This window comes from Thermogymnomonas acidicola JCM 13583 (genome assembly GCF_001316105.1).
In the GTDB taxonomy this organism is placed as follows: Archaea; Thermoplasmatota; Thermoplasmata; order Thermoplasmatales; family Thermoplasmataceae; genus Thermogymnomonas; species Thermogymnomonas acidicola.
In genome coordinates this window covers 40,020-52,076 of the sequence record NZ_BBCP01000008.1, presented here as the reverse complement: position 1 = coordinate 52,076, position 12,057 = coordinate 40,020, and the positions used below count along the sequence as shown (strand labels likewise).

The 12,057-nt window shown below is 55.8% G+C and carries 16 protein-coding genes and 1 pseudogene; 12 read left to right on the top strand and 5 right to left on the bottom strand.

Going from position 1 to position 12,057, the window contains the following annotated elements; all coding sequences use genetic code 11:
* Positions 1–354 precede the first annotated feature (354 nt).
* The 11 genes from JCM13583_RS12730 to JCM13583_RS12720 are packed head-to-tail and all read left to right on the top strand — an operon-like array spanning position 355 to position 5,849.
* A complete protein-coding gene (locus JCM13583_RS12730) occupies positions 355–618 on the top strand; it encodes a 3-dehydroquinate synthase (RefSeq protein WP_162509641.1) in 264 nt (87 codons plus the stop codon).
* Positions 600–1,010 carry a 3-dehydroquinate synthase gene (locus JCM13583_RS07900; protein ID WP_162509617.1) on the top strand — a complete coding sequence of 137 codons (411 nt, stop codon included), beginning with the start codon at positions 600–602 and terminating at the stop codon, positions 1,008–1,010. Before JCM13583_RS12730 ends, JCM13583_RS07900 begins: the two co-directional genes overlap by 19 nt.
* The gene (locus tag JCM13583_RS07895) at positions 967–1,242 is read left to right on the top strand and encodes a 3-dehydroquinate synthase (RefSeq protein WP_162509616.1); all 276 of its coding nucleotides are present in this window, start codon (positions 967–969) and stop codon (positions 1,240–1,242) included. The genes JCM13583_RS07900 and JCM13583_RS07895 overlap by 44 nt, the downstream gene beginning before the upstream one ends.
* Position 1,243: 1 nt before the next feature.
* The gene (locus tag JCM13583_RS07890) at positions 1,244–2,041 is read left to right on the top strand and encodes a hypothetical protein (RefSeq protein WP_075057292.1); all 798 of its coding nucleotides are present in this window, start codon (positions 1,244–1,246) and stop codon (positions 2,039–2,041) included.
* A complete protein-coding gene (locus tag JCM13583_RS07885; protein ID WP_171823524.1) occupies positions 2,034–2,219 on the top strand; it encodes a hypothetical protein in 186 nt (61 codons plus the stop codon). The genes JCM13583_RS07890 and JCM13583_RS07885 overlap by 8 nt, the downstream gene beginning before the upstream one ends.
* On the top strand, positions 2,209–2,859 hold the full coding sequence (locus tag JCM13583_RS07880; protein WP_075057290.1) for a hypothetical protein: 651 nt from the start codon (positions 2,209–2,211) through the stop codon (positions 2,857–2,859). The genes JCM13583_RS07885 and JCM13583_RS07880 overlap by 11 nt, the downstream gene beginning before the upstream one ends.
* Before the next feature lie 6 nt (positions 2,860–2,865).
* Positions 2,866–3,843 (top strand): hypothetical protein, encoded by a 978-nt coding sequence (locus JCM13583_RS07875; protein ID WP_075057289.1) that lies wholly within the window; start codon positions 2,866–2,868, stop codon positions 3,841–3,843.
* Entirely contained in the window at positions 3,813–4,148 is a 336-nt protein-coding gene (locus tag JCM13583_RS07870; RefSeq protein WP_162509614.1) for a hypothetical protein, read from the top strand. Before JCM13583_RS07875 ends, JCM13583_RS07870 begins: the two co-directional genes overlap by 31 nt.
* A gap of 19 nt (positions 4,149–4,167) precedes the next feature.
* Positions 4,168–5,352, top strand: coding sequence for an arginine--tRNA ligase (gene argS / locus JCM13583_RS07865; protein ID WP_162509613.1), 1,185 nt, complete (start codon positions 4,168–4,170; stop codon positions 5,350–5,352).
* Entirely contained in the window at positions 5,309–5,692 is a 384-nt protein-coding gene (locus tag JCM13583_RS14045; protein ID WP_171823516.1) for a hypothetical protein, read from the top strand. Before argS ends, JCM13583_RS14045 begins: the two co-directional genes overlap by 44 nt.
* Before the next feature lie 4 nt (positions 5,693–5,696).
* Positions 5,697–5,849, top strand: coding sequence for a hypothetical protein (locus tag JCM13583_RS12720; protein WP_171823523.1), 153 nt, complete (start codon positions 5,697–5,699; stop codon positions 5,847–5,849).
* A 226-nt stretch (positions 5,850–6,075) separates the two neighbouring features.
* Here the strand turns inward: JCM13583_RS12720 and JCM13583_RS07860 are convergent, their stop codons facing one another.
* From JCM13583_RS07860 to JCM13583_RS07840, 5 genes and pseudogenes are all read right to left on the bottom strand, one after another.
* Positions 6,076–6,975: a hypothetical protein gene (locus JCM13583_RS07860; protein WP_075057287.1), complete on the bottom strand. Its 900-nt coding sequence runs from the start codon at positions 6,973–6,975 to the stop codon at positions 6,076–6,078.
* A gap of 2 nt (positions 6,976–6,977) precedes the next feature.
* Positions 6,978–9,002 (bottom strand): hypothetical protein, encoded by a 2,025-nt coding sequence (locus JCM13583_RS07855; protein ID WP_075057286.1) that lies wholly within the window; start codon positions 9,000–9,002, stop codon positions 6,978–6,980.
* 122 nt (positions 9,003–9,124) lie between these two features.
* Positions 9,125–9,685 carry an amidohydrolase family protein gene (locus JCM13583_RS07850; protein WP_075057285.1) on the bottom strand — a complete coding sequence of 187 codons (561 nt, stop codon included), beginning with the start codon at positions 9,683–9,685 and terminating at the stop codon, positions 9,125–9,127.
* A gap of 23 nt (positions 9,686–9,708) precedes the next feature.
* A complete protein-coding gene (locus tag JCM13583_RS07845) occupies positions 9,709–9,963 on the bottom strand; it encodes an amidohydrolase family protein (protein ID WP_171823522.1) in 255 nt (84 codons plus the stop codon).
* Positions 9,964–10,083: 120 nt separating this feature from the next.
* Positions 10,084–11,555 (bottom strand): annotated as a pseudogene (locus JCM13583_RS07840) (RtcB family protein).
* 173 nt (positions 11,556–11,728) lie between these two features.
* Between JCM13583_RS07840 and JCM13583_RS07835 the strand changes: the two are divergent.
* Positions 11,729–11,956, top strand: a complete 228-nt coding sequence (locus JCM13583_RS07835; protein ID WP_075057283.1) for a hypothetical protein — start codon at positions 11,729–11,731, stop codon at positions 11,954–11,956.
* Positions 11,957–12,057: the final 101 nt, after the last annotated feature.

Below are 12,057 nucleotides of genomic sequence, written 5' to 3'. Positions count from 1 at the left end.
TTTCCTCCACCGGAACTGCGAAATCCAGCACTGTATACAGAATTTCGGTAGGCAGATCTCAGGGTGGGTTTCACCTGCGCAACTAAATTTAAGTTAAGGTGTCACATAATATCACGCAATGGCTTCCATTGAGGGCCAGAAGGTCATAATTGAGAACGAGGGTGGCAAGACGGAGGCGATCATAGGCAGGGGAGTCATAGAGCACACGGTCGAGATCGCCTCATCCTACACCTCGCTCGTCCTGATGGTGAGCTCCAGGGTGGCCTCGCTCTACAGCAGCATAATGCCCAGGCTCGAGACACTCGACAAGAACACGGTGGTGCTCAACGTACAGGACGGGGGGGAGTCGCTGAAATCGATCAAGAACTATCAGAAGATAATGAGGGTGCTTGTGGAGAGGGAGGTGGACAGGCACTCCCTCCTCATATACATAGGCGGCGGGACTGTGGGGGGGACCTGGCAGGTTTTGTTGCCGCGACATACAAGAGGGGGGGCATAGACCTCCTCGCCGTTCCAACGACCCTTCTGGCACAGGTGGACAGCTCTGTGGGCGGAAAGAACGGCATAAACTTCGCAGGCGTGAAGAATGTCATCGGGACATTCTACCAGCCAGGGTAATACTGGACGAGATCTCGTTCCTGCTATCTGCCCCCCCCGACGAGGTGCTGAGGAACGGCCTACCGGAGGTCATAAAGTACGCATTCATAGGTGAGCAGAGAATCGGGGCACTCCTCTCGGAAGCAGGCGGCCTCTCGAAGCTGAGGTCAGAGCAGGCCCTCATGGACATAGTCTCCTGGTCCGTGAAGTACAAGGCCTCGGTCACAGCTGGTGATTACCGTGACCGGTCTGGCCTCAGGGCGGCCCTGAACTTCGGGCACACCGTGGGTCATGCCCTGGAGGCCGCATCGGGGGGGAACAGCATAGGCCACGGTGAGGCCGTGGCCCTGGGCATGCTCGTGGAATCATTTGCGGGCCAGAGGTACGGAATCACTCCGCGGGGGCACGCATGACAAGATAGCCGATCTCATCTCCATGTACGGGATAAGGCTGCCTGACCTCTCGGAGTACAGGGTAGATGGCCTTGTCAGGTACATGATGAACGACAAGAAGACAACCTCTGGAACGATCAGGTTCTACGTGCCTGCCCAATCGAACACGGTATCTGAGATGCCTCTCTCCCAGGATCAGGCCAGGAGGGTGCTCAGGGAATACATTCAAAACCAGGGAGGCATCTCCCATTAGCATGCTATCAGGTATCATAGGTCACCCGGTCTCGCACACCTGGAGCCCCTATATATACAGCAGTTTGGAGCGCATCTACGGCGTAGAGATCGATTACCTTCCTGTGGACATAAGGCCAGAGTTCGTCCCGACCTTCTTCAGGAGGGCATCCAGGAATTTTTCATGGTTCAACGTCACGGTGCCGCACAAGGTCTCAAGCATGCGCTTCCTTCACGAGATCGACAGCTCCGCACGAATGTCAGGTGCCGTTAACCTGGTCACCGTGAACGACGGGAGGCTGATCGGCTACAACACGGACCTGCAGGGCTTCACGGACATGTGCAGGAAGCATGCTCTCGACCTCAGGGGGGGAAAGAGGGTGGCTGTGGCCGGTACAGGGGGGGGTGCTGCCAGGGCGGTTACCGCTGCACTGGTGGGGGGGTCTGACGTGACACTGATCTCGAGGTCTCCGGGAGACAGTGAATGGGGGGGTGCCAGGGCGGTTGATTACGGGACAGCAAGGTCGATGGAGTTCGATGTCCTGATAAACTGCACACCCGTGGGGGGGATGTGGCCCAACAGCGCTTCGGACCCGTTCGAGGGCTTTCGCCTCCACGCTGGCATTGTGGGCATTGACCTGGTCTACAACCCTGTCGACACGCAGTTTCTCAGGAGAGTCAGGAATGCAGGCGGTACGGCGGTCTCGGGCCTCTGGATGCTCATATATCAGGCACTGGAGGCATTCCGGATAGTAACGGGGATCAGGGCTGCCGAAGGGCTGGCAGACACCCTCTTCAGGAGGCTGAGTGCCCTTGGTTGAGTCTGTGCGCGTGCACGCTGATGCTGCGGTGACAGTGTCGTGCGCGTTTTCCGGTGCCCTGGGCTCTGCGGCAAAGATCGACCTGCCTTTCACCATGGATGTGAGCAGGGGGGGACCCGGGGGAACTGAGGGGGGGCCTCTCCAGGGAGTGCAGCAGGGCATTCTCCGTGGGCGGTGAATTTCACTTCGAGGTGGTGGACAGGATACCGGAGGCACAGGGCCTCAAGAGCAGCAGCGCGCTGGTGCTCTCCGCCATGATAGGGGGGGTTTCTAGGCTGCTGGGAGCTGAGCTGGAAGGAGAGGAACTCCTGAGGCTCTGTGCGGAAGCGTCTGTGAGGCTCGGGCTCTCTGTGACAGGTGCGCTTGACGACCTCTCCGCAATATACTACGGCGGGGGGGTATCTGTGACGGACAACGCCTCCAACAGGATCATCTTCACCGACAGGATGCCAGACCTGCCAGTGCTTGTTGTAGAGTCCAGCGACCGGAGGATCTCGTACAGCGCCAGGGTCGATGAGTACAGGAAGATGAGGAGGGCCTGGAGGGCGGTGGAGAACCTGCTGATGAGGAGGGAGTTCCTGGAGGCTATGGTCATTGACGGGTACCTGTGCAGTCTCATCGAGGGATCGGACGGGGGGGATGCCATATCTACCATGCTCCTCAACTCTGCCACGCATGCCTGCCAGAGCGGTAAGGGGGGGCCCGCAGTGTCGGCGTCTTCAGGAACGAAGGGACATGGAGAGGTGTGCATCCATCCTCGAATCCAAGGGCCGCAGGGTGAAGCGGTCAAGGTTCAAGAACAGCGGCATCTGGGTTGAGCACATATGATCCTCTCGTTCTCTTCGCCCAGGCTCTCCGGATCACTGGTGGCCCCATCTTCGAAGAGCTACTCCCAGAGGGCCATTCTGCTTTCAAGCGCTATCGGTGGTGAAACCCTTGTCACACCGGTTTCCGGGTGTGACGATGAGATTGTATCTGAGGGTGTTGCAAGGGCTGCGGGGGGGTCTTCCATACGCGAGGAGGGCAGTGGGGGGGTCCGCATAACCCCCCCAGACTTCAGGTGCCCTGGCAGTGTCTATGTGGGCGAATCTGGGACCACATACAGGCTGGCCATGGGCCTTCTGGCAGCAATGGGCTGCACCGTTGACTTTAACGGGGGGGAGCCATCACTCTCCAGGAGGCCCATCGGATGGCTCTTGGAAGCGCTCTCCAGGTGCGGTGTATCTTTCAGCCCCCCCAAGGGAGACGGCTTCCTCCGTATGGATGCTTCCCGTGTTCTGCCATCGCCCGTGGATGCAGCGGCCATGGAGAGCTCACAGTTCGTGAGCTCGATGATGCTCTTCTACGCACTTTCAGGCCAGAGGGGGGGAACCGTGATCCGCTTCCTTGAGAGGCCACCGTCCATGGAGTATGTGGAGGTCACCGCAGAGGTGCTCAGGTCCTTCGGCATGAGGGTGGGCGTGACAGGGAAGGGTGTGGAGATGCACGGTGACGTCAGGTCTCCGGGCACATTCCATGTTGAGGGTGACTACTCCTCCGTATCCTTTATCGTGTCAGCCACTTCACTCCTCGACGGCTCGGAGGTCAGGGTCTCTGGCCTGAACAGGCAGAGCGTTCAGCCAGACAGTGCCCTGGTCAGGTGGCTTGAAAGGAACGGACTTGCGGTCTGGGACAGAGACGTCCTTGTGGTGAGCGGTGGCAGCACGGGCGGGATAGAGGTCGACGCTGACAGGACACCGGACCTGGCGCCCGTTGCTGCGGCCATCGGAATATCAACTGTGGAGGGGGGGCAAGGATCCTGAACTACGGGAGGCTCAGGTACAAGGAGAGTGACAGGGTAGCCTCTATACTGGATATGGCTAGGAGGTTCGGTGCCAGGGTGGATGTTAGCGATGGCTGTATCAGCATCCGAAGGGGGGGAGAGAAGCCGGGTAGGGTGGCATGCGATTCCAGGGACCACAGGATCATAATGGCTTACACGGTCGCTGCCATGGCCCTTTCATGCGATCTCGAGATAAGGGAACCGGGCCACGTGGCGAAGAGCTACCCATCTTTCTTCGGAGACTTGCGTGCACTCCTGGGGAACGGCCTGAGAACAATTTTATAGCAATCCACTATGGGCAGGCATGCTCCTCTTCGACGACTTCCTTGACAGGGTTGTCAAGATCGTGACCGACCGATTCCCGTCCTTCGACCCCCCCAGGGACGTCTCGTTCGATAACACCGGTAGGGCAGACCTTGCCATAAGGACTTTCAGGCTCAGCTCGAAGCTGGGTATTGACCCGCGGAGCGTATTCGCCTCACTGGAGCCCGCACTCAAATCACAGAAGTTCGTCGAGAAAGTCGTGCTTGAGGGTGCTTACATAAACATAACGCTTGACCCGTGGTCCATGCTTTCGACAATAACGGAGAGCATAGAGAGGTCGGGCAGGTTCCCGGACGTTTTTCAGGAATCGGAGAAGGTATCGGTGGAACACACAAGCACCAACCCAACCGGCCCCCTTCACATAGGCAGGGCCAGGAACTCCATAATAGGTGACACCCTCCAGAGGGTGCTCAAGAGGTACGGATACAGGGTAACAACACAGTACTTTGTGAACGATTCTGGCAAGCAGGTGATGGCCCTATACCTCGGCTACACGAAATACGGAAGTGGGGAGAAGACACTGCAGGAGATACTCAGGTGCTATCAGGCCATATACCGTGACATGGAGAAGGACCCACAGGTGGAGAGGGAGGTTGAAGCCCTCATAAGGAGGTACGAGGAGGGTGACAGGGAACTCATAGAGGGCATAAAATCCACAGCGAAGGTGGCTCTGGACGATATAAGCAGCTCCATGAGGGCAATAGGCATAGAGATCGATGATTACACCTGGGAGAGCGACTTCATAACCGGCGGGGACGTGAAGAGGATCATAGAGAACAACAGGGAGAAGCTGCAGAGCGACGATGACGGGGGGCGCTGTTCGTCCAGGTCCCTGGGGGGGGAAGAGGATGTACCTCACGAGGAAGGACGGGACATCACTGTACCCACTCAGGGATGTGGCATACCACATGTACAAGGCAGGCCTGTTCGACTGGTTCGTGGTGGTCGTGGGGGGGGAGGACCACAGGGACCACGCCAAGGGACTGGAGTACATACTGCGCGAGATAATAGGCCTGAAGCAGAGGATATCGTTTGTTTTCAACGCCTACGTATCGCTAGAGACAGGGAAGATGTCAACAAGGCGTGGCAACATTGTTACACTGCAGCAGCTCACGGAGAGGATGGTCGAGGAGGCTTACAGTATCGTGAAGGAAAAGAGGCCTGACCTGGGGGGGGAAGAGAAACTAAGGGAGATCGCAAGGGCCGTGGGGGGGGTCTCATCGCTAAGGTTCAACATGGTGCGTATCGGTGCAACCAAGCCCATGGTCTTCAGGTGGAGCGAGGCTCTCAATTTCGAAGGGGATTCGGCGCCATTCATCATGTATGCAGGGGGGGCACGGGCATCAAGCCTCCTGCGCAAGGCCAGCAGGGACTTGGTGGACTTCCCACGCACGTTCAACGAGGATGAGAGGCGCCTTATCCGGGAGATGTACAGGTTCCCGTACGTGCTCTCCGAGGCCAAAGAAACGCTGAGGGGGGGACCTGATAGCCTCTTACTCCCTTGACCTTGTGAAGGTATTCAACGAGTTCTATAACAGCTGCCAGATACTTAACGCTTCAGACGCTGAATACTCAAAGAGGATAACTCTTGTGAGGGCATTCAGGTCGATCCTCATGGACCTCTACGACCTCCTCGGCGTAATCCCGGTGGAGGAGATGTGATGTTCGAACCCTCACCGGTTCTCTTTCAAGCTGGGTTTTGAATCCACCACATCCCCGGGGGGGTTTCTGAACTTATCCTTTCCGCGGGAGGAGGTTCCAGCACCAAACTGAGAGAAAAATTATGAAGGGCCTCGACTGAGGGCATCATTCCCGTATAGGGTGTCTCCGTTGAACGCAATAAATGGATCGCACGGGGTGCCAAAATGCCACCCCCCCGTCCAAGGTCTCACTTCTTCTTCTGCTCAGGCTTCTTCTGCTCCTGCTGCTTGTTCGCAGGCCTCTGCGGCTCCCTGGGCCTCGAGGATATCCTGTAGTAGACGTAGCCAACGACTATAACGACCACGATAACGCCTGCTATTATGGCAGGTGTCCTGTAAGCGGGCGGGGGGGCTATGCTCACGGTCTTGGTGTAGGCACCAACGTTCGCGAAGAACGCGGGCTCGGAGCTAGTCGAACCCTTGAACTCCAGAGGTAGGTTGCCGGATGCGGATGGGGGGGTCCATGTAAAGCTGATGTTGGCGGAATGGCCGGGCAGAAGGTCGTGGTATTCCTCAGTGGCCACCGGGACGCCGTTGACGTAGAGCGTTATTGTGTAGTTATAGGCCTCAAGCGTCCCGTTGTTGGACACGTTTACGTATATGGTTGCGCGCTCTCCCTGCACCAGCGGCTTGGGAACTGTGAACCCGTTAATCACTATCCTCGCTGTGTCTATGACCATGGTGAGGGTCTTGTTGTCATATCCGGAAACTCCTGATGGGTTTGTGACCTTGAGGGACACTATCATGTTGTCCACGGTCAGGAACCTGACCTTGATCCAGGAGCTTGTGTTCGAGCCGGCAACTATCTGGTAGCTGTCATTTCCGGGTTTGGCCACAGTGCCGTTGCTGTACTCGAATGTCCAGTTGAATGTCAGCTGGCTGAACGGGTAATAGGGATCTGTGGTTGAGTTCGCTGAGAGAGTTGTGTTCTGGCCAGCCACAGGTTCAGTCTCCACAACTCCGGTTGCATTGTAGAGGGTGATGGCTGCACTTGGAGGTGTTGTGTCATTGACGTGGAATGTCAGTTTCATATGGGCCATAACGCCTGCAATGTTCGTGACATTTATGTAGCCGTACTGGAGGCCCACCTTTATGTAGGGGGCTGCTGAAGGAGTATGTAATGTTCTCGCTTGTGCTGGTGAATGATGGCAGGCTCCAGCTGTAAACTAGGGGGCACCATGTAACTCGTACCCGGCACTGCCTCACTGGAGTTGTACGCACTCATGCTTATCAGGGTGTTCTGAGGCACATAGTAAACGCCGCTGGTAGGTGTAACTGTCTTGCCATCGACCACCACGCTGACCCTTACTGTTGGTGTGCCGTTGTAAGCGTAGACGGTGAAGTTAGTCTCGTTGTAGACACCAGAGGCACTCTCCACCTTCACGGTGATCATATTTTTGCCTCTAAGTGTAAGGGATGCATTGTACATGCCATAGTCCTGCGGCACAACGGTGCCGTTGACCATCCATGTTATGTTCTTTGATGAGGAGATATCGTAAGATGCCGTTGTCGGGTTGTAGAATGCTTTGCTGAGGTTGTAGTGGACGCTTATGCCGCTCGGGACTATGAAGACTGTGTTATTGTAAGTTGAGTTCAGGATGTAGTCTGTGCTCACCTGGTTTGGCCAGTACAGGCTTATCTTCGGGTCAATGAATATTGGCTTCTTTGCAGGGCCAAGTGTGAGTGAAACCCAGTGGCTCGTGCTCTGTGGGGCCACCTCTATTGGGCTCACGAATGTGTAGGTCGACACGTTAGACTTGACCAATGCTACGCCCTGCAGCGAATAGGCAACGGAGTACATATATGTCAGGGATCCCGGCGTGAACCGGGTACCGCGTGTGAAGAGTGAGATGCTGACATTCTGTGATGGCGAGATCATGGTGTTCGAGTAGGAGTAGTTGACAGTGGCGCTGAAGGAAGATGTGCCTATGGAAATTGATACCACTCTCTCCGATGTGAGGTTGTAGTTGTTGCTGTTGACGAACATTGTGTAGTTTGTGTACCTGCCAAGTTCACTGAGCAGGTACTGCTCAATTTGGGGGGGTGCGCTTGAGCTTGTTATGCCGTCCAGCCTGAATTGCCAGTACAGCGAGCCCACGCTGGAGTTCGCTAGGAACGGCAGGGTGGTGTAGTTGCCCAGGCTGTAGTGTATGCTGATGTTGAGGCCCTGGAGGGTCGAGTTCAGTGAGAAGTTATAATATATGTAGGACTGGGCAGGTGAAAGCGGTACAGTGTACACAGTACCTGGCACGATCTGGGATATGGTTGACGTGTTGTACCCTGGCGAGTAAATAAAGAGCCTGTAAGCAGAGTAGTCATTCAGTGATATCTCGAAAGACGATGTTGTAAATTTTTCAATCGAATATGTGGAGCTGGTGCTGTTGTATGCCACAACATATACTGGCTTAACCGGCGCACCGCTCACGCTCTCAACTATTCCGCTTATCGTGCTGGATGGCTGCACTGTTATCCTGGCAACGCCACTCGTAAGCTCAGTGGCGACCAGATAGGTATTGCCAGCCTGCTTGACCGACACAAGGAAGGGTGTGGATGGCATGTAGTATGTCAGGCTGGCCACACCCGTGGAGTTTGCAGTCACTGTGCTAGTGTAGTATTCAAGGCCGTTCTCTGTCTCGAGCGCAATTGTTGCGTTGCTGCCTGCCACCAGCCCACTGACATACAGCGTGCCGGGGACGAGGCTCTCTATAGGCACGCTCAGCGTTATTGACTGGCTCGGCTTGTCAACTGTGACAAGTTCACTCAGGCCAAGTGATACCGCAGGCTGCCCGTTCACGTACACCAGGCCCGAGGGAACAGTCACGGTGTAATTTCCATAGTCGAGCTCCGTCTTGTTAACTGGGCCCTGGAGTGAGGCAACGGTCTGGCCAGCCAGGGTAGTGAAGTTAACAGATGCGTTAGATGAGAGCGGTGCGACCTCCTTCCCGCTGGACGTATAATAGGCTGTGTAGCTGACCGCCCCCATCTGAGGCGTTATGGCGTGGCCAATACCGGCACCAAGCAGTATGCTTCCGATCATCAACAGTGAGATGATTGTTGCGTATGCTCTATTCAAGGACATCTCCTCTATCCTTTTCAGGCGAAAGAAACCTTCCAATATAAATATTGTCTTGAAAGCATTAAATATCCCCCCCTGCCCCGGACCATTGGTCATAATTATGGAATGCTGAAAGTTTCAAACGATCTCATCCTACCCTGGTGACTATATCGTAGGCACTTTCATCGCCCATGAATACTATGAATGCCCTTGGCTCCGAACCGAGAAGAGTGTATGCGTTCCAGGTTGCCATTGAAATTATCTTCTCTGGCCCTATCCTGTGCAGGCCCCCTCTGGTACCTGTAGAGGAAGTCCATCTCAGAGAACATGTCTGGCTCACTTACCATTGCGTTGTCGGTGCCCAGCATGAGAGTCACGCCAGAGTCCAGAAATGCGGAGTAGTCCGGCCTCTTTCCATAGAATATGTTTGACCTGGGAGTGATGGCCACTGGTATCCCTGCATCCGCAAGCCTCTTCATCTCGTCTTTCGTGCACTGGATCCCGTGCACTATGAAATCCGGCTCCAGTGAAAGGAGTAGTTCAAGGTCCTCCCTCCTGTCCTCGTTGAAGTGTATCGCGAACAACTTCCCCCCCATCCTCCTGCATGCGTCCCTCGAAGCATCTAGGAGCGCAGGGTCCACGTCCGAGATCGCACTGAGTGCGAGGCCATCGCACATTGAGATAACATGCTCGAGGCTCTCATCCCCCCCAGAGGATGGCCTGCCCAGTATGATAGCCTGCATATTTCTGCGCAGAGCCTTCCTTATCAGTGAGATCCCCCCCTGACCCCCCCAGACTCCCTGAAATCTGCGAATCCGAATGTTCCAGTTCTGAGCATGTGGGAAAATGCTGTTGCCATGGATCTTAAGAGAGTGGCTTCCTCGGCACTCTCAAGCATCCTCTGCTTGAACCCTCCCGGCCCAACCACCTCCGGCAGGGTGCCCACAGGTTCTTCCATCACAAAGGAGTCGCCGAGATGGGTATGTGCATTGAAAAACGCTGGTATAACGGTCCTCTCCACCTTCATCTCCGGCTCTTCACTGAAAGACAGGGAGTTCCCCTTCCTGTACAGGGTACCGAGGAGGAACTCCCCCCCCTCCAGAAGACCTTACCTGATATGGAATCTGCATGTATCAACCCTTCACCACCCCCCCCACGGTATGTGCCTTGAGACTATCCTGCTGATCCCAGCACCTGCGACAGATGCCACAACCTCATCCACATCCTTGTAGCTGTATGGCGCCTCCTCGGACACGACCTTCTTCGACGCAGCCCTAAGGTATATGCTTTTGCTCTAACTCTGAGATGACACGTGATGCGGGGGGGTATGTGGATGTGGCCTTTGACCTGCTCAGCATCCTGCCGGCACCGTGGCATGAGCTGCCGAAGCTCTCAGACAGGCTTCCAGGGAGGCCCACAAGCACGTACGATGCCCTGCCCATATCCCCCCCCGGTATGAGCACTGGATGGCCGGTCTCCCTGTACTTCCTGTTGTTCTCCTTCCTCCCGGCTGGAAAGGCCCTGGTGGCCCCCCCTTTCCGGTGCACGAGCACCTTAACTTTTTTCCCATCCACATCATGCTCTTCCACCTTGGCTATGTTGTGAGCCAGGCTGTAGACCAGATCGAGGCCGAGGTCTTCCGCCGGGAGGTGCATGACCCTCCTGAATGCTTCTCTCACGCTGTTCACTATCAGCTGCCTGTTGACGAAGCCGAAGTTGGCTGCAGCCTCATGGCCCCCCCATATATTCTTGCGCTATCCTGCTCTTCAGGAATGCAGAGGTAAGCTGCCTGTCTGGGACATCCCTCACGCTGTCGCTGCTCTCGTTCAGCCTCTTGATGTAATCAGTTGCAACCTGGTGGCCCAATCCCCTGGAACCTGTGTGGATCATCACAGTCACCTTGCCCTCCTCTATCCCGAATGCCCTGGCTGTGCCAGGGTCCATGACCCTCTCGACCACCTGGATCTCAAGGAAGTGGTTCCCGGCACCGAGCGTACCTATCTGCGGTATTCCCCCCCTGTTCCTGGCCTCTGAGGACACATGCGCGGGGTCTGCACCCTCCATTCTGCCGTACTCTTCAGTCTTCTCCCTATCGTCTTCGGTGGCGTATCCCCCCCTGTTCACGGCCCAGTCAATGCCCTCTGCAAGGATGTTGTTCAGGTCCTGGTGGCCTATGCTGTACCTGCCCTTGGAGCCGACTCCCGAGGGCACCAGGCGGAATATCTCGTCCACAACCTCCTTGAGCTTCGGCCTGAGGTCATTCAGGGTGAGAGAGGAACGTATCAGGGTAACGCCGCAGTTGATATCATAACCCACTCCCCCCCCGGGCGATACTATGCCCTCGTCGTAATCGAAGGCTGCAACACCGCCTATCGGGAACCCGTACCCCCCCCAGTGGATGTCGGGCATCCCTATGGAGGGTCCAACGATCCCCCCCGGCAGAGTTGCAACGTTCATCACCTGGAGTAGGGAGTTATCGTTCTTTATTGAGGACATCAGACTATCGTTCGCATAGACAATGCCGTCAGTCCTCATCCTTGGCCACTGCGAGGAGGGCAACCTGAACTTGAACCCCCCCCGACCTTCTCTACCCTGATCTCCATACTTCCACATGGCTTCGGCGATGATAACGCTAACTGACCTCCAGCGCTGACGTAGGCGTGAACACTCCTCGGCACCCATTGCTACAGGGCACGACGGCGTGGACTGCCCCCCCCTCACGGAATGGGGGTCTTCCCCCCCTCAACTCCATTAAGTTAAAGTCACTGTGTTGCCATTGTGTGCCGATGGAGTTCAGGGTAGAGGATTTTCCGGAGGAACAGGGGGGGTTCCAACTGAGGTTGCAGATCGCCCTGCTCATAAACGCGAAGAACATAATGGCGGTCTCGGAGAGGCCTGAGAGGTTCCAGAAATATATAGAGGAGAGGAGGAGGAAGATAAGGGAGATAGTGCAATCTGATGGAAATTTTGTAGTATACTATGGAGGCAGAGAAATATACCGCTCCTGTGATTAGTCTAAGACACTACCTGCTTGGGACAATAGCGGGATAATGCCTGAAAACACGGCTCCTGGAGAACATGGAACAGTGAAACGAGGAATTTTATTCAGGTTTGA